A 19,893-nucleotide genomic window follows, 5' to 3' on the forward strand; every position below is an offset into this window, starting at 1 on the left:
TCTGCCCCGCCCGATAAGGTCTGGGCGGATGCACCACCCCAGTTGAGCGTTGCACCGCCCAAAAGAAGAACCCAAACACCGGCAATTTTTTTTGAATTACGCATTCTCGTGATGTCTCCGCTTGTTGATTTCGTTATGGGCCTTGCTGTTTCACTTCCGTCTCTGAGTGAACGTCAGGCTGGGTCGAAGCATCCTAGCGAAACACCCCATCAACAACTACCCTCCCAAGGGGGTGTATCCCCCTACCCATGTGGGTTACATCAACCAGGGAAAGCGTTGTTCATCCTCCACAGTTGAGTGGGCCTCACCAAGGGCAGGCGATCTCAGAGTCGAAATCAATGCGAGTCCGAACCGTTGCGCACGCGCCCCCGCTGCGCCTTGGTCTCGGAGCGCTGGCTCTTGCCTTCGAGCCGCCGCTGTATCAACGGCGACCCTGGGTCTTGGTCGCCGAGAAATTCAGTGCCACAGGCAAGATGCAGCGGCAGTCGGGGGCCGGCCATGAAGGCATGCGTTCGATGTGATCAGCCACACAGGCCGAATACGGGGTGCGGGGGTGCACCGCCACTTGCGACAGGCGACCGTCCACCTTCATCGCGCCCACCAGCTTGAACTGGACGCCGAGGTCGGCATCTCCAACCGGACACTGTGCCTCAATCCGCGGAAATTCCTGCGCCAGGATCGGCATCATCTTGCGACTCATATAGTCCGCGGTGGACCTCTGGATATGCTCCGGGGACAGCTGGGCGACGGGATCAGCTGCTCGTGCGGGCGCGCGCAGAACCCACACCACTCCCGTGGAGACCACGGCGGCCAACAGAGCCACGAAGAAACTGGCTCCCAGCGAAATCCCCAGGCTGAACGTGAAGCCCAGAACATAAGCCAGCAGGAACACCCCCAGCAGCAGCACGAGGCCCAGGCCACCAAAGTGACGTATCCCTGTGACGCTGGAGAACTTGAACACCAGGACGCCGGCCAGCAGCACGAACAGAAAAGACAAACACACGGCCCGCAGAGCATCCCCCCAACTGGCCGGCGCCCCTGATACCTCGCGCGCTGTCAGGCGCACGGTGATCACGACCAGCAAAAAAGAAGCAGCCAGGCCAATGGTGGTCTGGAGTGGGGCAATGAAAGCAAAGAAGAGAAACGAAAAAATGAAGAGCAGGAGAACCATGGAGATGTGGTTGGAAGGTGACAGCAAGGCGCATTATTGGCGAGCCCGTCAGCTTGCACCATCCCCCAAAAGGGGCATGCAGATGAGCACGTCCGGCTGGGAGCAGTCGCTGCGTGCGCTCAATGCGCGTCCGAATTGCCCCTAACCCGACCCCGCTGCGCCTTGGTCTCGGAGCGCTGGCTCTTGCCTTCGAGTCGCCGCTGGCGCGAGCCGTAGGTCGGCTTGGTGGCGCGGCGCGTCTTGGGGGCGTGCGCCACGCTGTTGACCAGCTCGTGCAGGCGGGAAAAGGCGTCGAGCCGGTTCAGGTCCTGGCTGCGGTGCTGCTGGGCCTTGAGGACCAGCACACCTTCCTGCGTGATGCGGCTGTCGCGCAGGGCCAGCAGGCGCTCCTTCACATCGTCGGGCAATGACGAGGCGGGGATGTCGAAGCGCAGGTGGATCGCGCTGGAGACCTTGTTGACGTTCTGGCCGCCGGCCCCCTGGGCGCGGATCGCGCTGATCTGCACCTCGGACTCGTCGACCTGCAGCAGCGCGGGCTGGGACATGGCGGGCGCCGCCTCAGACGACGGCTGTCTCCGGCACGCCAGCGTTCAGGTTCACGTACCGCGCCACAAAGGCGCCGACGGCGCTCGCGGGCAGCGGCAGCCAGACGGTATGGCCGTCACCGGGGGCCACGTCCACGGGCTGACCTTCGGCGTTTTCCATGCGGCTGATGTCGTAGTCGACATTGCCGGCGGGCTGGATCAGTTCGAGCCGGTCGCCGACAGAAAACTTGTTGCGCACACGCACCTGCGCCAGGCCGCGCGCGGCATCAAAGGCAAGGACATCGCCCACGTACTGGCTGCGGCCCGATTCGGAATAGCCCTTGAGGTAGTTCTGTGTTTCCTGCGGCGTGTGGCGCTGGTAGAAGCCCGAGGTGTAACCGCGGTTGGCCAGGCCTTCGAGCTGACCCAGCAGGGCCGGGTCCAGGCCACGGCCGGCGGCGGCATCATCGATGGCCTGGCGGTAACTCTGCACGGTGCGCGCCACGTAATAGGGGCTCTTGGTGCGGCCCTCGATCTTGAGCGAATCGACGCCGATGGCCACCAGGCGCTGGATGTGCTCGATGGCGCGCAGGTCCTTGGAGTTCATCACATAGGTGCCGTGCTCGTCTTCCTCGATGGGCATGAACTCGCCGGGGCGCTTGCTTTCCTCCAGCAGATAGGAAATCGATTCACGCGCCTCGCTGGGCAGCGTCTCGCCCTGGCCGCAGCTGTGGCCGGCAGCACGCGGGGGCGGGAGCACGTCGCCGCTGGCGTCCACCTGGGCGGTATGGGTCTTGTAGTCCCAGCGGCAGGCATTGGTGCAGCTGCCCTGGTTGGCGTCGCGGTGGTTGAAATAACCCGAGAGCAGGCAACGGCCCGAATAGGCGATGCACAGCGCGCCGTGCACGAAGACTTCGAGCTCGCTGTCGGGGCAGTCCTGGCGGATCTGCTCGACCTGGTCGAGCGACAACTCGCGCGACAGGATGATGCGCTTGACGCCCACCTTGTCCCAGAACTTCACCGCCGCCGAGTTGACCGTATTGGCCTGCACCGAGAGGTGGATCTCCATCTCGGGCCAGGTCTCGCGCACCAGCATGATGAGGCCCGGGTCGGACATGATCATGGCGTCGGGCTTCAGGGCGATCACCGGCGCCATGTTGCTCACGTAATGCTTGACCTTGTTGCCGTGCGGGAAGATGTTGGACACCAGGAAGAACTTGCGGCCGAGTTCGTGTGCGCGGTCGATGCCGGTTTTCAGCACCTCGATGTCGCCGAAATCGTTGTTGCGCACGCGCAGCGAATAACGCGGCTGGCCGGCGTAGATGGCATCCGCCCCGAAGGCGAAGGCCGTCTCCAGCATGGCCAGTGAACCGGCCGGGGCCAGCAGCTCGGGCGCCTTGCGTGCCATCATTTCTTCTCGGTCAGCTGCACCAGGCCGGCGATGGCCAGGGCATAGCCGTTGATGCCGAAACCGGCCATCACGGCCTTGGCCACCGGCGAGATCCAGGACTTGTGGCGGAACTCCTCGCGCGCGTGCACATTGCTGATATGCAGCTCGATCAGCGTCACGCCCGCGCCCTTGATGGCGTCGTGCAAGGCGATGCTGGTATGGGTGTAGGCGCCGGCGTTGAGGATGACGCCCAGCAGCTTGCCGGCAGCCTGCTGGCGGCCGGCCTCGTGGATCCAGTCGATCAGCTCGCCTTCGTGGTTGCTCTGGCGGAAATCCAGCTTGAGGCCGTTGGCGGCGCAGGCGCGTTCGCAGAGTTCCTGTACATCAGCCAGGGTCTGCGAGCCATAAACGGCCGGCTCGCGCGTGCCGAGCAGGTTGAGGTTGGGGCCGTTGAGGACGAGTGCGGTTTTCATGGAAATCTTTCCCGGTCTTGGATCGCTGAATTGTGCCATTGGGCTACCATTCGGCGACAAGAATCACGAGGAAGACCGCATGACCACCCCCAAGCTGCACGAACTCGGCGCCGCCCAGGCCGCCACCCTGCTGGCGCGGCGCGAACTCAAGGCCGAAGACCTGGTGCGCGCCTGCCTCGAACGCGTGGCCGCGCGCAACGACGACATCCACGCCTTCGTGCACCTGGACGCCGTCTCGGCCCTGGCCCAGGCCCGCGCGCTCGATGCCGGCCCTGTGCGCGGCCCGCTGCACGGCCTGCCCATCGGCGTGAAGGACATCTTCGACACCAGCGACCTGCCCACGGGCTATGGCTCGGCGGTCTATGCGCACCATCGCCCGGCGGCCGATGCCGCCAGTGTGGCGCTGTGCCGCGAGGCCGGTGCCGTGGTGCTGGGCAAGACCGTCACCACCGAGTTCGCCTATTTCGCCCCCGGCGCCACCGTCAACCCGCACAACGCCCTGCACACACCGGGCGGCTCCTCCAGCGGCTCGGCCGCCGCCGTGGCCGACCACATGGTGCCGCTGGCCCTGGGCACGCAGACGGCCGGCTCCATCATCCGCCCGGCCGCCTACTGCGGCGTGGTGGGCTACAAGCCCAGCCTGGGCCGCGTGGTCGGTGCCGGGGTGAAGAGCCTCTCGCCCACGATGGATGTGATCGGCGGCTTCGGCCGGGACGTGCGCGACGTGGCCCTGCTGGGCGCCGTGCTCACCGGCGACCTGCGCCTGCTCGAAGGCCACGAGCACGGCACCCTGCGCATCGGCCTGTTCCCCTCGCCGTCCTGGCCGCAGGCCGATGCCGACACACAGAAGGCCTGGGAACAGGCCACGCAGGCCCTGGCCCGCAACAGCGACAGCTGCCAGGACGTGGCCATGCCGCAGGACTTCGACGAGCTGATCCAGTTGCAGAAGGACGTGATGACCTTCGAGATGGCACGTTCGCTGAGCTTCGAGCGCCTGCGCCACCGCGAGGCCCTGAGCCCCCAGCTGGTGGCCCTGCTGGATACCGGCATCAGCATCGACGGCGCCACGCATGCGGCCCGGCTGCAGCGCACGGCCGAATGGCGCCTGCGCATCGACGCCCTGTTCGAGCGGCACGACGTGCTGCTCACGCCCAGCACCATGGGCGCGGCACCGGCCGGCCTGGCCGCCACCGGCGACCCGCTGTTCTGCCGCAGCTGGTCCCTGCTGGGCCTGCCGGCCGTGCACCTGCCCTTTGCCCGCAACGCCAAGGGGCTGCCCGTGGGCCTGCAGCTGGTGGGCCGCATGGGTGAAGACCACAAGCTGCTGGCCGCGGCGCAGCGCATCCACGACCGCCTGAGGTACTGAACCGCATGAACGATCGCCTGCAACCCACCCTGCCCCCGGCCCTGGCCGCCCTGCTGAGCCGGCACTCGCTGGGCCCGCGCTGGATGGTGGCGCCCGGGCCCGACGCGCAGCAACTGGCGCTGGCAGCGCAGGCCGCACTGCGCGCACCAAACCACGGCCGCCTTCAGCCCTGGCGCCTGGTCACGATCGCCGAGGCCCAGCGCCCGGCCCTGGCCGCGCTGTTCGAGCAGTTCGCGCGCGATGCCGGCAAGAGCGAGGAAGAGGTGGCCACCGAACGCGAACGCGCCTGGAACGGCCCGGTGCTGGTAGCCTGGGTGGCGCGCATCGATGAGAGCGTGGCCAAGGTTCCGCCGCACGAACAGTGGATCTGCGTGGGCGCCGCCATGGGCAACTTCATGAACGCGGTGCACAGCATGGGCTTCGGGGCCAAGATCCTGAGCGGCCGCAAATGCCTGCACCCGGCATTAGTGCAGGCCTTCTGCGAAGAGGGCGAGCAGCTGGTGGGCTTCACCTGCATCGGCACGCCCACACGCGGGCTGGAGCCGCGCGAGCGCGACGAGGCCGACAAACGCATCGGCCCCTGGCGTAGCGCCTAGGGTCTGGAGCACCACACCCACGTTGCTGCTGGACAAACCGGACGGGTCGCCGCGCCCCACTCGAACCAGAGAGGAAGTTCCCACAAACCACACCTTGAATGCACGAGCTTGTCGCTTGTTATGATTTGATAGCAACTGCATAGACAGTCTGCACAGAAAAACGCTTCTATGGGGAGGAATTAAATGCAGTCGAGGCGCACCGCTTTTTTGGCAGGGCTACTTGTCGTCTTGTCCTTGGGTTTTACGGCCAAGGTCGCTTGGGATAATCATCTGGCGCAATTGCTGTTCCCGCATCCAGAGTCAAAGCCACTGCCTGGTGAAAACAGTATCTCCAGTATTGAGGTCAGCCAAAACGACCGCGGGCAGTGGTTTGCCAGCTTCGATTATTTTTTCACCGGAGACCCGGCCAGCCTGTCGGTCACTGTAGAGACGCTGGGCGGTAGCGATCCGCTGAAGCCCAAAGTACTTCCGCAGAACAATCCATATGTGCCAGCGCAACGCGGCAAGCAGCGCATTACACAAGAACTGAAGAGGCCGTCGGTCACCGAAGCCGTCTCAGCAACGCAGGTTCGAATCCGGCTTGTTCAATGGTACCCACAAGTCAAAGACATCGTCACGCGTAACGCCCCTGTCCAAATCAATTGGCCAGACTATGCGACAGCATTGATTCATGACGAACTGCGCACCAAATCAGCTGACGATTTTTTGCGCGCAACGATCGATCTGATCGATGCGGAAGAGGCGCCCGGCCTGCTTTCAGCACGCCAACGGCTCGAATTTTTCCTGGAAAAATATCCTCAACGCCATCAAGCCTATCTCGAGTTGGCTCGGGTAGCGATGAAAACCAATAGGGGTCCGGAAGGACTGCGCCAATCTGAGACATATGTTGATGCGGCCCGAAAAATTGCACCAGAAGATCCGAACGTATGGATCTTTCAGGCTTATGTCTACACCCACCAAGGGCGGTACAAAGAAGCGGAACCTCTCCTTGTTGCCGCCAGCAAGACCAACACACCCAATCTTTGGCTCTGGGCTGACTGGGGCGAATTTCATCTGCTGCAAGGCAGGACTCAACAAGCCATAGAGATGTTTCAGCGGACGGTCGAACAACCACCTCCCGGCAACGCATATGACCGCGCACGCAAACACGCTTACTGGCAGCTTTTAAAGATACTGGACAAGAAGAGCCAGCTGGATCTGGCGGAGTCGCTTTACGAGAAGCGCTACGCGGATTACGGCTCCGTTGCCTGCTATGGCGCCGAGTTCGCACAATTCATGTTGATGAGACGAGGTAACGTCGCTCGCGCTGCCGAACTCGCCGGCCAGACAGCTCCAGGGACCTGCGAGGAGCCGAATCCCAGAGAGATCCTGGGCCTTGCCCATTACGTGAGCTGGGCCGAGGCACCTGCGACGGAACAGACGGAACTGCTGAATCGCGCCCGAGTGGTCTTTCCCTCAGGCATCAGGCTGATCTACCAGCTTGCAAGCAGCGATCACACCGTGAAAGCCCTGAAGGCGTTGCAAGGCGTAGGTGAGCCGATTGATCAGATGGACAACCGCAAGATGACGGCCCTGGCCTATGCCCTATCCAACAAAGACCACGACACCGCCAGAAGGTTGTTGCGGCTGCAAGCGCGATCCAACCTTGTGATCGGGCCATCGGAAATCCCCCTGTCCTTGATTCCGGTGCTAGCCGAAGACTATCCGGGAATTAGGCTGCTACGCCAATCCGGCGTCGACTACACAAAAATCAAGTACCAGGATATGACGGCCATTGATCACGCAAAAAGTATCGGCAATCGAAAATTGCTCGAAGCCTTGGGCGGCCATCAGGGGCAGCGCCTCTGACCGAGTCAATTGCGTCGGCCTGATATCCGGGCCACCGGGCCATGCAAATGGCGCCAGACCTGCCAGGCACTGAACGTGGCCAGCGCAGCGCACACCAGCCCGGCCCAGAACACACTGGCCAGGCCCAGGTGGCTGGTCAGCAGGCCACCGGCCAGGCCGCCCAGCACGCCGGGCACGCCATAGGCCAGCACGGTGTACAGCGCCTGGCCGCGCCCGCGCAGGCTGCCCGGGAAATGGTGTGACAGCAGCGCGATGCAGACCGCGTGGTGCGCGGCAAAGGTGAAGGCGTGCAGGCACTGCGCCAGCAGCAGCACCGGCCACAGCGCCGCCCCACCGGCTGTCATGCCCATGCGCAGCACCGTGAGCGCGGCGCACAGCAGCAGCCAGCCGCTCAGGCTGATCAGCGGCAGCCAGCGGCTCTGGGTGTAGAACCAGACGATCTCCACCACCACCGAGATGCCCCACATCAGACCGATCACGGTCTTGCTGTAGCCCAGCGCATCGAGGTGCAGCGAGAAGTAGATGTAGACACCCATGTGCGCCAGCACATGGAAAAAGGCCGAGGCGAAGAACCACTGCACCGGCCGCTGGCGCAGGATGGGCAGCAGCGGGCGCTTCTGCTCATGCGGGTGCAGCTCTTCCTTGAGGTCGGGCAGCCACCAGACGCAGCCCACCACCAGGGCCATGGAAACCACGGTCCAGGCCGGGAAATGGCCCATGCCGTAGTGCTCGAACCAGGCGCCGGCCGTGAACACGGTGACCAGGAAACCCAGCGAACCCCACAGGCGCACCCGGCCGTAACGCTTGGCATCGAAAGCACCGCCGGCACTCACCAGATGCGCCATGGCCGCCTCGCTCATGGGCATCATGGCGCTGGTGTGCAGGAACATCAGGAAAAGCACCCCGGCCAGCCAGGCTACCCCCGCCTCGACCCACAGGCCCAGCGATACGATCAGCGCGGTGGTGGCCGCATAACGCAGCAGCTTGACGCGTTCACCCGTGTGGTCGCTCAGGGCACCCCAGGCATAGGGCCCGACCAGGCGGGTGACCGCGGGCACCGCCGTCAACAGGCTGATGACCAGCAGGCTGTAACCCCGGTCCTTGAGCCAGAGCGGCAGGTAGGGGTTGAAGAAACCGATGTGCGCGAAATAACTCGCCGACAGGGCCGAGAAAGGCAGCAGGTGGCGGCGCACGCTCGGCACGAGGAGCGCCCCTTATTTCTTCTGCTCGCTCCAGAGCACACCACCGGTGGCCCAGTCGGACTTCTTGATGTCGGTGAGGATCACGTCCACGGCTTCGGGCGAGGTGCCCAGGGCCTTGACGGTGGCCTCGGTCAGGGCCTTGACGAATTCACGCTTCTGCTCGGGCGTACGGCCTTCGAACATGTCGACGCGGATGGTGGGCATGGTTTTCTCCTCTTCAGTTGCGGTAGGTGGGATCGATCTTGTCGAGCTTGCGCAGCAGCGCCGGCCATTCAGCATCGCCGTCGCGTTCGCTGCCGTCGCCGGTCCACTGGGCATACGTCCTGGCGGCCACCTCGTCACTGGCGACAAGCACGCGGCCTGCGGTAGCGGCCATGGCACGCAATTGGGCGCGCGCGGCGCGCTCCAGGTGGTGCATGAGCATATAGGCCTCGGCCACGGTGCGGCCCACGGTCAGGGTGCCATGGTTTTCCAGGATCAGGCCATCGAGTTCACCGAGGTTCTGCACCAGGCGTTGCCCCTCGGGCTTACTCAGGGCCAGGCCCTCGTAGGTGTGGTGGCCCAGGCGCTGAAACAGGCGCATGGCGTGCTGGGTGGTGGGCAGCAGGCCGCCGGGCAGCATGGCCAGGGCCAGGCCCCATTCGGTATGCAGGTGCAGCACGCAGCGTGCGCTGGCACGCGCCGCATGGATGGCGCCGTGGATCGCAAAACCCGTGGGGTTCACGCTGTAGGGCGAATCGTCGAGCTTCTCGCCGCGGGTATTGACCTTGACCAGATTGGACGCACAGACCTCCTCGAACAGCAGGCCGTAGGGATTGATCAGGTAGGCGCCCTGCTCGTCCGGAACGGCCGCGGAGATGTGGGTGTAGATGGTGTCGTCCCAGCCGTTGAGCGCGGCCAGGCGGTAGGCCGCGGCCAGATCGATGCGCGTGGCGCGTTCGGCCTCGGTCATCCTGGCGGCCATGGTTTAAACGGAGCCGGGGATGGGGTCGATCGGCAGCTGCACGTCACCGCACTGGGCGCGGTGCCGCAGCGCATGGTCCATCACCACCAGGGCCAGCATGGCCTCGGCAATCGGCGTGGCGCGGATGCCCACACAGGGGTCGTGGCGGCCCTTGGTAATGACCTCGGTGCTGTGCCCTGCCGTGTCGATGGACTCGCGCGGCTGCAGGATGGAACTCGTGGGCTTGACGGCGATGGAGACTTCCAGGTCCTGCCCGGTGCTGATGCCGCCCAGCACGCCGCCGGCCTTGTTGCCCTTGAAACCGTTGGGTGTGAGCGCATCGCCGTGCGTGCTGCCCTTGTCGGCCACGCTGGCAAAACCGTAGCCGATCTCCACACCCTTGACAGCGTTGATACCCATCATGGCGTAGGCAATGTCGGCGTCGAGCTTGTCGAACAGCGGCTCGCCCAGGCCCACAGGCATGTTCGTGGCGGTCACACGCAGGCGTGCGCCGCAGGAGTCGCCCGACTTGCGCAGCGCTTCCATATAACTCTCCAGCGCGGACACGTCGGCGGCCGGGGCAAAGAAGGGGTTGTTCGGCACGTGCGACCAGGACTCGAAGGGAATGACCTGCTCGCCGATCTGCGTCATGCAGCCGCGGAACTCGGTGCCGAACTTTTCCTTCAGCCATTTCTTGGCCACGGCGCCGGCAGCCACCATGGGCGCGGTCAGACGGGCCGAGGAACGGCCACCGCCGCGCGGGTCGCGGATGCCGTACTTGCGCCAGTAGCTGTAGTCGGCGTGGCCAGGGCGGAAGGTCTGCAGGATCTGGCCGTAGTCCTTGCTGCGCTGGTCGGTGTTCCTGATGAGCAGGCAGATCGGCGTGCCCGTGGTCTTGCCCTCATACACGCCGGAGATGATCTCCACCGCGTCGGGCTCGTTGCGCTGGGTCACGAACTTGGAGGTACCGGGGCGGCGGCGGTCCAGGTCGGGCTGGATGTCGGCCTCGCTGAGTGACATGCCGGGCGGGCAGCCGTCGATCACGCAGCCGATGGCCGGGCCGTGGGATTCACCGAAGTTGGTGACGGTGAAGAGGTGTCCGAAGGTATTGCCGCTCATGGGATGGGATTATCCCAGAGCGGGAGATGCCAGGTGGCGTTCAGAATTTCGAATCCGGCACGTCGTCCTCCGGCCAGTCGCGGATGTAGGCCTTGAGCATCTTGTTCTCGAAATTCTGGCTGTCGACCACGGCCTTGGCCACGTCGTAGAAGCTGATCACGCCCATGAGCATCTTCTTGTCCATCACGGGCATGTAACGCGCGTGGCGGTCCAGCATCATGCGGCGCACCTCGTCGAGCTCGGTTTCCATGGTGCAGGTCAGGGGCGCGTCGTCCATGGCGGTGCGCACCAGCGTCGTGCCCACGCTGCCCCTGTTCTTCACCACCTGCTGGATGACTTCGCGGAAGGTCAGCATGCCCACCAGGTCGCCGTGCTCCATGACCACCAGCGAGCCGATGTCTTTCTCGGCCATGGCATCCAGCGCCTTGCCCAGCGGCTCCTCGGGGGTCACGGTGTACAGGGTGCTGCCCTTGACGCGCAGGATGTCGCTGACTTTCATGATGTGCTCCTCGTGACGCCAATGTGGCTCGGTTTGCGATGAATATAGCCCACAATGTCACCATTCAAACGCTAATGCCCGCGCAGGTCAACCGGTAGCAGACACCGGTTTACCCTGATGAAGAGGCTCTAACCTGCGGAGACACCCATGCCCGGCTATTCCGACCCCGGCTTCGACACCCTGGCGCTGCACGCCGGTGCCGCACCCGACCCGACCACGGGCGCCCGCGCGGTGCCCATCCACCTCACGACCTCCTTTGTCTTCGAGTCCAGTGACCACGCTGCGGCGCTGTTCAACCTGGAACGCGCCGGCCACGTCTACAGCCGCATCAGCAACCCGACCAACGCGGTTTTCGAGCAACGCATGGCGGCCCTGGAAGGTGGCATCGGCGCCATCGCCGTGGCCAGCGGCCAGGCCGCGCTGCACCTGAGCGTGGCCACGCTGATGGGCGCGGGCTCGCACATCGTGGCCAGCACGGCCCTGTACGGCGGCTCGCAGAACCTGCTGCACTACACCCTGCGGCGTTTCGGCATCGACACCACCTTCGTGAAACCGGGTGACCTGGACGGCTGGCGCGCCGCCGTGCGCCCGAACACCAAACTCTTCTTTGGCGAGACCGTGGGCAACCCGGGCCTCGACGTGCTGGACATCCCCGCGGTGAGTGCCATCGCCCACGAGGCCGGCGTGCCGCTGCTGGTGGATTCCACCCTCACCTCGCCCTGGCTGATCAAACCCTTCGAGCACGGCGCCGATCTGGTCTACCACTCGGCCACCAAATTCCTCAGCGGCCACGGCACGGTGATCGGCGGCGTGGTGGTGGACGGTGGCAGCTTCGACTGGGACCGGTCGGGGAAATTTGCCGAGCTGAGCCAGGCCTACGACGGTTTCCACAACATGGTCTTCACCGAAGAGTCGACCATCGGCGCCTTCCTGCTGCGCGCGCGGCGCGAGGGCCTGCGCGACTTCGGCGCCTGCATGAGCCCGCACACGGCCTGGCTGATCCTGCAGGGCATCGAGACGCTGCCGCTGCGCATGGCGCGCCACATGAGCAACACGGAGAAGGTGGTGGCGTTCCTGGCCAGCCAGCCTTTTGTGTCGCGTGTGGGTCACCCGCTGCTGGAGAGCCACCCCAGCCATGCGCTGGCCCAAAAGCTGCTGCCGCGCGGCGCCGGTTCGGTGTTCAGCTTCGACCTCAAGGGCAACCGGGAGCAGGGCAAGGCCTTCATCGAATCCCTCAAGCTCTTCAGCCACCTGGCCAATGTGGGCGACTGCCGCAGCCTGGTGATCCACCCGGCCAGCACCACCCACTTCCGCATGAGCGACGAGGCCCTGGCCGGCGCCGGCATCACGCAGGGCACGATCCGCCTGTCCATCGGCCTGGAAGACCCGGATGACCTGATCGAAGACCTCAAGCGCGCGCTCAAGGCGGCTGAAAAGGCAGGTGCATGATGAAACTCACCGTCAACGGCGCACCCAGCTACTGCTACACCGGTGGCAAGACGTTCGACCCGGCCAAGCCCACGGTCGTGATGATCCACGGCGTGGTGAACGACCACAGCGTCTGGGGCCTGCAGAGCCGTTACCTGGCCAACCACGGCTGGAACGTGCTGGCCGTGGACTTGCCGGGCCACTGCCGCAGCGCGGGCGAGGCCCCGGCCTCGGTGGAAGAGGCGGCGGGTTTCATCGCCGCCCTGCTCGACGCCGCCGGCCTGCAGTGTGCCGCCCTGGTGGGTCATAGCTGGGGCTCGCTGATCGCACTTGAAGCCGCCGCGCGACTGAAGGAGCGCATCAGCCACCTGGTGCTGGTGGGCACGGCCTACCCCATGAAGGTCTCGCAGGCCCTGCTGGACGCCTCGCTGAACGAGCCTGAAAAGGCCCTGAAGATGATCAACGTCTTCTCACGCAGCACCCTGGCCGCGCCCCCCTCCTCGCTGGGGCCGGGCACCTGGATCTACGGCAGCAGCCTCGCCCTGGGCCGGCGCGTGCTGGCCAGCAACCCCGCCGTCAACGTCTTCCACCGCGGCTTCCAGGCCTGTGACCGTTATGCAAATGGCGAACAGGCCGTGGCGCAAATCAGCTGCCCGGTGCTCTTCCTGCTGGGCAGCATGGACCAGATGACGAGCCCGAAGGCGGCACAGGGCCTGATCGCCAAGGCCCGAGAGAGCGGGAAAAAGGTGGAGGTGGTCAGCCTGCCCGTGGGCCACCACCAGATGACGGAAACGCCGGACGAGACACTGGCCGCGATCCGGGACTTCCTGCGGCGCTGAAGGCCGCGGCGCTTATTTGCCGGCCATCAGACGCGCCATGATCTGGTCGGCGTCGGCCTTGAGCGGGCTGTTGGGGTAGGTCTTGGTGAACTCGGCAAAAGCGGCCTGGGCCTGGGCCTTCTGCTCGGCCTCGACCAGGGCCATGGCCTTCTGGAACGCGCTGAGCTCGTCGGCATCGATCGACTGGGGCTTGGCCTCGCCCTTCCAGTAGACGTCGGTGGCCTCGACGGCCGCGCCACGCACCCCGCCCACGGCGGTGGTGCTGCCCAGCTTTTTCTGCGGCGTCATCTGCTCGATCTTCATGCGCAGCCGCTCCCAGAAACCGGTCCAGGAGTCCCCCTGGCCGCCGCTCTGGGCATGGGCGCCAAGCAGGCTCAGGGCCAGCAGGGCAGTGATCAACTTCTTCATGACCTCACTCCTTCGTGCCACTGCGGCACCCGTGGCATGACACCTGAACGGCGTCGATACCCACCACGCTTACAAAGTATGGGCGCAAGCGCCCTGAATTCAAGCCGGCTGTGCGCATGACTTGCGCAATAGTGCCGGCTTTCATGTCCGCCTGGCAGCTTATTTTTTCTCACGCGCCGCTGCCGCCGGCCTGGCCCTGGAAGAGGACATGGCGTTCAGCAGCTCCAGGCCCAGCGCCTTGTACTTGTTGGCCATGGCCGGGTCCACCTTCTGCGCCTGCGTGAAAGCCTCCTTGGCCTTGTCCACGTTCTTGCCGGCCTTGTAGGCCTGGGCCAGGTTGACCAGGATCTCCGGGTCTTTCGGGTCGGCCTTGGCCGCATCGGCGTAATACTTCTGCGCGTCGGCGTACTGGCTGTCCAGCATGTGCAGATTGCCCAGGTTGTTGAGCGCGGCGGCATTGCGCGGCTGGTTGTCGACCACCTTGCGGAAGTACTTGCGCGCCTCGGCGCGGTCGCCCTGGCGCGCCAGGATGATGCCGGTCTGCAGGTGCGCGTCCATGTCGGCCGGGTTTTTCTGGATGGCCTGCAGGTAGCGGCGCGTCATGGTCTGCGAACTGATCTTGAGCACCGACAGCAGGTCGCCGGGGAAGTTGCGCTCGATCACATCGCGCCCCACCACCGGCGCGCGCCAGGGGTCCTCAGGCAGGCCGGCGGGCTTGAACTTCTCCCAGGCCTCGTGCACGTCGAAGATGGCAAAGCCCTCCTTGCCCTTCTCGCGGTAATAGGTGGCGGCACCGGTTTCCCAGGCCTTGATGAAGGACTTGCCCACCAGCGTGGCCTCGACCGGGATCCACAACATGCCCTCGTGGACCACGTACATGTCGTTCATGGTGTAGCCGTCGGAGCTGGCTTCCACGCCGGTGGCAAACATCATGAGCATGTGGCCGGGCACCAGCAGCACGCGCGTGGGGATGCCCAGGCTCTCCAGGGCGGCCGAGTACAAGGCCACCAGGTCGTCACAGTCGCCCGAGCGGCGCTGGATGGTCTCGCGCGGGTACTGGATGTAGTCCACGTAGTCGACCTTGTTGGACGTCACCTGGTAGGGGTTGATCGGGTCCTGCACATAGGTCACGCCCAGGGCACCCAGGGTGTTGAAGAGCGCCGCGGCCAGCTGGGTGGGCTCCTTGTTGGCGCCGAACTCGGAGGCCACCGAGCGCGAGAAGTTGATCAGCAGCGGGTCCTTGGGCGTGACGAAGGCGGCATACCGGCCGCGCTCGTCCCAGCCCATGCGGTGCTTGTCGTAGATGTTGATGGTCTTGATCTGGCTGTAGACCCGGGGCTGGCCGTTCTCGAAGTAGCTGGCCTCCAGCTTGGCCTGCACGGGGGTGTCTTCGGTCAGCGTGAGGATGTTGTTGTTGAACACGGCCTTGAGCACGACCTCGCGGCTGGCGCCCGGCGCCAGCTCCGCAATGCGCTGCTCGGTCGGGAAGTCCATGAAGTTGTTGAGCACGAAGCTGACCTTGATGTCATTCATGGTCGAGCGTGTGTTGTTGACCAGCTTGATGGCGCCCACACCGTCCTTCTCGTAGAGCTTGTAGCTGTTGGAGAAGACGTTGTGCAGCTGGCCGGCGTCGATCTCCAGCGGCGCGCGGTTGTCGGCCTGGGTGCTGGCCGCCACGGCCTGCTTCTCGGACTCCACGCCGTCCACGCTGCGTGCCGCCAGCCAGAAGGTGTAGGCCGTGCCGGGGTTGAGGTTGTCGCGCTGGAACTCGGGCGTGGTCGTCTCGGCCAGCTTGTTGAATTTCTCGCCCTCCTTCTGGTAGACCACATAGCCGGTGACCAGCCTGGCGTCCAGCGCCTTCCAGCTGATGCGCACGCGCGCCGTGGTGGCCTCTGCCTTGACCTCCTGCAGGGGTGGCGGGGTGTACTTGAGCGCCGCGCCGGCCACGACCGGGCCGGCCAAGCCTTCCTGGCCACTGGCCGTGGTGGCCGCCACGCGGTAGTGGAAGGTCTGGTCGGGCTTGAGCTGGGCGTCGCTGTACTGCGCGTTCGGGCTGCTGCCGATGCGCACAAAGGGCCCGGCCTCGCTGGCCGCGCGGTAGACGTGGTACTGGCTCACATAGGCCAGCGGGGAAGTGGCCCAGCGCAACTCCACGGCATGCACCGCCGGCTGCGCCACCAGCTGCTGCGGCGCGCGCGGTTTGTACTGCGTGCTGAACAGCTGCACCCGCGGGCTGCCGCGCTCGGCGATGTAGAAGCTGCTGGCATCGCGCAGGGCCATGGCTTCGGCCTCGGAGAGTTCGCCGTTCTCCTTGCCGGGGGCGGCGAAGCTGCGCAACTGGCGCCCCTCGAAGCTGTAGACGCGCACGCGATCGCTGTCCAGCACGAACAGCTCTTCCTGCGTGGCCAGCAGGGCCACGGGGCGGCTGAGCTTCTCGGCCTCGCGCGCGGGGTCGTTGCCGAACTCGCGCAGCGGCTCGCCCGCGGCGGAATAGACCGTGATGGCGTTGCGGCTGGTGTCGAGCACGTAGAGCTGGTCCTGCGCATCGATGGCCAGCGCCGCCGGGCGGCGCAACTCCTCGCTCACCCCCTTGTTGATCAGCTTGAAGAACACGCCGTCGGCACTGAAACCCTGGATGCGGCCATTGCCGCTGTCGGCCACGTACAGGCTGCCGTCGCTGGCGATGACGAAATCGCCCGGCTCGTCGAGCTGGCCGTTGCGGCTGCCGCTGCTGCCCACCGTCAGCGCCGGGTTGCCGGCGGTGTCGAGCTTGTGCAGGCGCGCGCGGTTGCGCTCCAGCACCCACAGGGCGCCGCTCTTGTCGAAGGCCAGGGCCGTGGGATTCACGTCCTTGAGCGGCATCTCCTGCACGGCGCCGTCCTTCAGGCGCAGCAGGGCCGGCTTGTCACGCGCCACCGCAAACAGCGTGTCCTTGCCGTCCCAGGCCATGCGGCCGGCGGCCACGTTCAGGCTCTGCTGCCAGCGCACATAGGGCACGGCGGTCTGCCGCGGCGTGAGCGCGCTGGCGGGTGCCGCGCCGGTACGGAAGTGGTGCACCAGGCCGCGCTCGCGGTCGCCCACGTAGACGTCGCTGCCGGCCAGCGCCAGGCCGCTCAGGCTCTGGAACTGGGCGCGCCCGTCGCCACGCGAGCCGAAGTAGCTGACCATACGTCCGCTGGCGTCGTATTTCTGGACGGCATAGCCTTCGGCATCGGCGACGAAGACGCCGTCATGCGCCATCTGCAGGGCCACCGGCTTGCCGTTCTTGGGCAGCAGGCGCAGATGGCTGCCGTCCTGCGCGTAAACCTTGACCTGGGAGCGGTCGCTGAACAGGCCGCCGGCGGCATCGAGCACGTAGATCTGGCCCTGCGGGTCCACCGCCACGGCCACCGGCTTGTCCAGCTTGTAGGGCACCTTGCTGTCGTCCAGGCCCCTGTTGGCGGGAGCGCTCGCGATGGGCAGGGTGCCGAGGAAGACGCCGTTGTCCCCGTACATCTGGATGCGGCTGTTGCCGGTGTCGGCCACGTAGACGATGCCGCCGGCCACGAAGATGCCCTGCGCGGAGGACAGGCCGCCCTCGCTGCCGCGGCCGCCGAAGCGGCCCTTGTACTTGCCGTCCAGCCCGTACATGACCACACGGCTCTCACCACCATCGACCACGTAGACGGTGTCCTCGGACACCGCGACCGCTTCGGGCTGTTCCAGCAAGGCGCGGCCTGCGGCATCCCTGGCCTGCAGGCTGAGCAGGACCTGGCCGTTCTGGCCGGCATCGAGTACATCGACCTGGCCGCTCTTGCGGACCACGTAGAGGCGGTTGCCGCCCATGCCCAGCAGCTTGCGGGTCTCCGTGGCCTGCAGGAAACGCACATATTCGACCCGGCTGGGCGCAGCGTTCTGCGCCAGGACGGTGCCCTGCAGCAGCAGGGCCAGGGCGGCGATGGTGAAAAGACGCATGGTGTCTGTCCTCTGGTGGTTCGCGCCTGGCCATCGTGGGCCAGGTCTTCTTTTTTCGCTACGGTTCTACTTGTCCTGCCGGTTGAACACGCCATCCCAGTCGGTGGAGACGGGCACCGCCTTGAACTGCAGGCAGCGCTCCAAATATAGCCGGCTCGGGATGTCATTGGGGTACTCGGCCAGGATGGCCAGGAAGGCCTGCTCGGCCACCTCCCAATGCTTCTGACGGAACTGCACCAGGGCGGCGGCAAACAGGGTCTCCAGGCGGTCCTCGGCGGCCTGCGCGGCGCCACGCAGTTCGTGGATGGCCACCGGGATGTCCTTGCCCGCCACGCGCACACGGTCCAGGCGCCGGAAACGGAAGCTGTCGCAGGTCTTGAGGTAGGTGGCGTCGCCCACCACGAAGTCCACACCGAAGTACTTGGCCATGCCCTCCAGGCGCGAGGCCTGGTTGACGGTGTCACCGATCACCGTGTATTCCATCTTCTGGCCGCGCGAGCCGATGTTGCCCGCCACCACGTCGCCGGTCTGGATGCCGCCCCGGATCACGAAGGGCTCCACGCCCTGCTGCTGCCATTTGGCCGTGAGCTCGATCATGAGCTGCTTCATGGCCAGGGCACAGGCCACGGCGCGTTTGGCGTGGTCGGGCTGGGCCAGCGGGGCGCCCCAGTAGGCCAGGATGCCGTCGCCCATGAACTTGTCGACCGTGCCGTCGTGCGCGTAGATCAGCTGCACCATGGCGCCCAGGTATTCGTTGAGGCGCGCCACCACCACCTGCGGCTTGTGGCGCTCGCTGAAGGCGGTGAAGCCCTTGATGTCGGTGAACATCACCGTCACCTCGCGGTTGTCGCCGCCGATGCGCGCCGCGCCCGGGTTTTTCTCAAGCTGGCTGACCAGCTTGCTGGAGAGATAGCTGGAGAACATGGCCCGCATCTCGCGCGCGTTGCGCTCCAGCACCATGTAGCGAAAGCCACCACCCACCAGCAGGGCCACCGTGGCCGCCAGCGGCGGGTAGACCATGCTGACCCATTGCCCCTGCAGGAAGAGCCAGTAGCTCAGGCCCACGTAGGCTGCCCCCAGCAGCAGCACGGCAGGAATGGCGCGGTGCAGGCGCATGCGCGCCGTCAGGTAGTAGCTCAAGCCGCCGACCAGCACGATCATGACCAGGTCGAACAGGGATTGCAGGCCGGTGCGGTGGATGTAGCGCTGGCTCAGGATGTCGTCGGCCACGGCGGCGTGCACCTCGACCCCGGGTGAATTGGCATGGAAGGGCGTGACGCGCATGTCGTAGATGCCCAGCGCCGTGGCCCCCAGGAACACGGTCTTGCCGCGCAGCGGCGCCAGATCGACCCGGCCGTTGACGATGTCGGCAAAGGCGTAACGCGGGTAGTTGCCGGGCGCACCGGTGTAGTTGATCCACAGGGCGCCGTCGCGCCCCACGGGAATGCTGCGCTCGCCCAGCTGCACCCGGAAGGATTCGGCGCTGAACTGTTTCTCGCCCAGGCTCAGCATGGCCGCCATCAGGCCCAGCGAGGGCACGGCCTTGCCATCACGCTCGATCTGCAGCAGGTTGCGGCGGTTGACGCCGTCCTCCTCGGGGATCAGGTTGATGTGGCCGATGCCGGCCGCCGCCCGCTCCAGCTGGGGCAGACTGCCGGTGCTGCCGCTGACGCGGAACTGGCGGTCGAATTCGAAGGTGGTGGCCAGCACCACGTTGCCGGCGCGCCGGATCGCCTCGGCCAGGGCCTGGTCGGTCTCGGCGTTCTCGACCTCGGGGAAAAAGACGTCGAACAGGATGGCGCGGGGCTTGGCCGTCTCCAGGCGCTCCAGCAGGCGCACGTACTGCTGGCGGCTCCAGGGAAAACGCCCGAGCTCGGCAATGCTCCTGTCATCGATGGTGATGATGGCGATGTCAGGGTGCGGCGTGATCGGGCCGCGCAGGCTCTTGAAGCGCAGGTCGTAGGTGCGCGCCTCGAAACCCTCGAGGAAGGCGTTCTGCTTGTAGTAGAGCAGCGTGACCAGCAGCACCGACACGATGGCCAGCAGGATGGATGCCGCGCGCGAACTGCGCCCTTGCAGTGCCTGACCCAGATCCATGCTGTCTCCTCGATAAAGTACGGTCTAGGTTACCAG

At 65.6% G+C, this 19,893-nt stretch carries 17 protein-coding genes; 5 read left to right on the plus strand and 12 right to left on the minus strand.

Going from position 1 to position 19,893, the window contains the following annotated elements; all coding sequences use genetic code 11:
- Positions 1-421: 421 nt before the first annotated feature.
- The 4 genes from AO057_RS14395 to aroQ all read right to left on the minus strand — a co-directional run bounded on the left by AO057_RS14395 (position 422) and on the right by aroQ (position 3,558).
- Positions 422-1,171: a hypothetical protein gene (locus AO057_RS14395; protein WP_057676600.1), complete on the minus strand. Its 750-nt coding sequence runs from the start codon at positions 1,169-1,171 to the stop codon at positions 422-424.
- Positions 1,172-1,290: 119 nt separating this feature from the next.
- Complete coding sequence (gene arfB / locus AO057_RS14400) at positions 1,291-1,716, minus strand: alternative ribosome rescue aminoacyl-tRNA hydrolase ArfB (protein WP_057676601.1); 426 nt, start codon at positions 1,714-1,716, stop codon at positions 1,291-1,293.
- A 13-nt stretch (positions 1,717-1,729) separates the two neighbouring features.
- Positions 1,730-3,103 carry a prephenate-dependent tRNA uridine(34) hydroxylase TrhP gene (yegQ, locus tag AO057_RS14405; RefSeq protein ID WP_057676602.1) on the minus strand — a complete coding sequence of 458 codons (1,374 nt, stop codon included), beginning with the start codon at positions 3,101-3,103 and terminating at the stop codon, positions 1,730-1,732.
- A complete protein-coding gene (gene aroQ, locus AO057_RS14410; RefSeq protein WP_205630035.1) occupies positions 3,103-3,558 on the minus strand; it encodes a type II 3-dehydroquinate dehydratase in 456 nt (151 codons plus the stop codon). Before aroQ ends, yegQ begins: the two co-directional genes overlap by 1 nt.
- 79 nt (positions 3,559-3,637) lie before the next feature.
- Between aroQ and AO057_RS14415 the strand changes: the two genes are divergently transcribed.
- The 3 genes from AO057_RS14415 to AO057_RS14425 all read left to right on the plus strand — a co-directional run bounded on the left by AO057_RS14415 (position 3,638) and on the right by AO057_RS14425 (position 7,368).
- Complete coding sequence (locus AO057_RS14415; RefSeq protein WP_057676603.1) at positions 3,638-4,924, plus strand: amidase; 1,287 nt, start codon at positions 3,638-3,640, stop codon at positions 4,922-4,924.
- A 5-nt stretch (positions 4,925-4,929) separates the two neighbouring features.
- Positions 4,930-5,520, plus strand: a complete 591-nt coding sequence (locus AO057_RS14420) for a nitroreductase family protein (protein WP_082605574.1) — start codon at positions 4,930-4,932, stop codon at positions 5,518-5,520.
- A 183-nt stretch (positions 5,521-5,703) separates the two neighbouring features.
- Complete coding sequence (locus tag AO057_RS14425) at positions 5,704-7,368, plus strand: tetratricopeptide repeat protein (protein ID WP_057676604.1); 1,665 nt, start codon at positions 5,704-5,706, stop codon at positions 7,366-7,368.
- Positions 7,369-7,373: 5 nt separating this feature from the next.
- On the opposite strand, the gene AO057_RS14430 is transcribed toward AO057_RS14425, so the two are convergent.
- The 5 genes from AO057_RS14430 to AO057_RS14450 are packed head-to-tail and all read right to left on the minus strand — an operon-like array spanning position 7,374 to position 11,131.
- Complete coding sequence (locus AO057_RS14430) at positions 7,374-8,570, minus strand: MFS transporter (protein WP_057676605.1); 1,197 nt, start codon at positions 8,568-8,570, stop codon at positions 7,374-7,376.
- A gap of 12 nt (positions 8,571-8,582) precedes the next feature.
- On the minus strand, positions 8,583-8,888 hold the full coding sequence (locus AO057_RS18515; protein WP_371258276.1) for a 4-oxalocrotonate tautomerase: 306 nt from the start codon (positions 8,886-8,888) through the stop codon (positions 8,583-8,585).
- Complete coding sequence (locus AO057_RS14440; RefSeq protein WP_057676607.1) at positions 8,788-9,534, minus strand: class II aldolase/adducin family protein; 747 nt, start codon at positions 9,532-9,534, stop codon at positions 8,788-8,790. Before AO057_RS14440 ends, AO057_RS18515 begins: the two co-directional genes overlap by 101 nt.
- 3 nt (positions 9,535-9,537) lie before the next feature.
- Positions 9,538-10,632, minus strand: coding sequence for a chorismate synthase (gene aroC, locus AO057_RS14445; RefSeq protein ID WP_057676608.1), 1,095 nt, complete (start codon positions 10,630-10,632; stop codon positions 9,538-9,540).
- 40 nt (positions 10,633-10,672) lie between these two features.
- Positions 10,673-11,131, minus strand: coding sequence for a CBS domain-containing protein (locus AO057_RS14450; RefSeq protein ID WP_057676609.1), 459 nt, complete (start codon positions 11,129-11,131; stop codon positions 10,673-10,675).
- 147 nt (positions 11,132-11,278) lie between these two features.
- Between AO057_RS14450 and AO057_RS14455 the strand changes: the two genes are divergently transcribed.
- Entirely contained in the window at positions 11,279-12,580 is a 1,302-nt protein-coding gene (locus AO057_RS14455; RefSeq protein WP_057676610.1) for an O-acetylhomoserine aminocarboxypropyltransferase, read from the plus strand.
- A complete protein-coding gene (locus AO057_RS14460; RefSeq protein ID WP_057676611.1) occupies positions 12,580-13,398 on the plus strand; it encodes an alpha/beta fold hydrolase in 819 nt (272 codons plus the stop codon). Before AO057_RS14455 ends, AO057_RS14460 begins: the two co-directional genes overlap by 1 nt.
- Positions 13,399-13,410: 12 nt before the next feature.
- Here AO057_RS14460 and AO057_RS14465 read toward each other — a convergent pair whose 3' ends face one another.
- From AO057_RS14465 to AO057_RS14475, 3 genes are all read right to left on the minus strand, one after another.
- Complete coding sequence (locus AO057_RS14465) at positions 13,411-13,806, minus strand: hypothetical protein (protein ID WP_057676612.1); 396 nt, start codon at positions 13,804-13,806, stop codon at positions 13,411-13,413.
- Positions 13,807-13,965: 159 nt separating this feature from the next.
- Positions 13,966-17,760 carry a tetratricopeptide repeat protein gene (locus AO057_RS14470; RefSeq protein WP_057676613.1) on the minus strand — a complete coding sequence of 1,265 codons (3,795 nt, stop codon included), beginning with the start codon at positions 17,758-17,760 and terminating at the stop codon, positions 13,966-13,968.
- A 66-nt stretch (positions 17,761-17,826) separates the two neighbouring features.
- Positions 17,827-19,857, minus strand: coding sequence for a CHASE2 domain-containing protein (locus tag AO057_RS14475; protein WP_057676614.1), 2,031 nt, complete (start codon positions 19,855-19,857; stop codon positions 17,827-17,829).
- Between the last annotated feature and the right edge of the window lie 36 nt (positions 19,858-19,893).

The organism is Curvibacter sp. PAE-UM, assembly GCF_001432305.1.
In the GTDB taxonomy this organism is placed as follows: Bacteria; Pseudomonadota; Gammaproteobacteria; order Burkholderiales; family Burkholderiaceae_C; genus Hylemonella.

Bases quoted from the DNA above. Each gene is read 5' to 3' on its own strand.
- yegQ (WP_057676602.1), bottom strand. From the start codon at position 3,103: ATGGCACGCAAGGCGCCCGAGCTGCTGGCCCCGGCCGGTTCACTGGCC.
- aroC (WP_057676608.1), bottom strand. From the start codon at position 10,632: ATGAGCGGCAATACCTTCGGACACCTCTTCACCGTCACCAACTTCGGT.
- AO057_RS14420 (WP_082605574.1), top strand. From the start codon at position 4,930: ATGAACGATCGCCTGCAACCCACCCTGCCCCCGGCCCTGGCCGCCCTG.
- aroQ (WP_205630035.1), bottom strand. From the start codon at position 3,558: ATGAAAACCGCACTCGTCCTCAACGGCCCCAACCTCAACCTGCTCGGC.
- AO057_RS14440 (WP_057676607.1), bottom strand. From the start codon at position 9,534: ATGGCCGCCAGGATGACCGAGGCCGAACGCGCCACGCGCATCGATCTG.
- arfB (WP_057676601.1), bottom strand. From the start codon at position 1,716: ATGTCCCAGCCCGCGCTGCTGCAGGTCGACGAGTCCGAGGTGCAGATC.
- AO057_RS14450 (WP_057676609.1), bottom strand. From the start codon at position 11,131: ATGAAAGTCAGCGACATCCTGCGCGTCAAGGGCAGCACCCTGTACACC.
- AO057_RS14395 (WP_057676600.1), bottom strand. From the start codon at position 1,171: ATGGTTCTCCTGCTCTTCATTTTTTCGTTTCTCTTCTTTGCTTTCATT.
- AO057_RS14425 (WP_057676604.1), top strand. From the start codon at position 5,704: ATGCAGTCGAGGCGCACCGCTTTTTTGGCAGGGCTACTTGTCGTCTTG.
- AO057_RS14460 (WP_057676611.1), top strand. From the start codon at position 12,580: ATGAAACTCACCGTCAACGGCGCACCCAGCTACTGCTACACCGGTGGC.
- AO057_RS14465 (WP_057676612.1), bottom strand. From the start codon at position 13,806: ATGAAGAAGTTGATCACTGCCCTGCTGGCCCTGAGCCTGCTTGGCGCC.
- AO057_RS14415 (WP_057676603.1), top strand. From the start codon at position 3,638: ATGACCACCCCCAAGCTGCACGAACTCGGCGCCGCCCAGGCCGCCACC.
- AO057_RS14475 (WP_057676614.1), bottom strand. From the start codon at position 19,857: ATGGATCTGGGTCAGGCACTGCAAGGGCGCAGTTCGCGCGCGGCATCC.
- AO057_RS14455 (WP_057676610.1), top strand. From the start codon at position 11,279: ATGCCCGGCTATTCCGACCCCGGCTTCGACACCCTGGCGCTGCACGCC.
- AO057_RS18515 (WP_371258276.1), bottom strand. From the start codon at position 8,888: ATGCCCAGTGGACCGGCGACGGCAGCGAACGCGACGGCGATGCTGAAT.
- AO057_RS14470 (WP_057676613.1), bottom strand. From the start codon at position 17,760: ATGCGTCTTTTCACCATCGCCGCCCTGGCCCTGCTGCTGCAGGGCACC.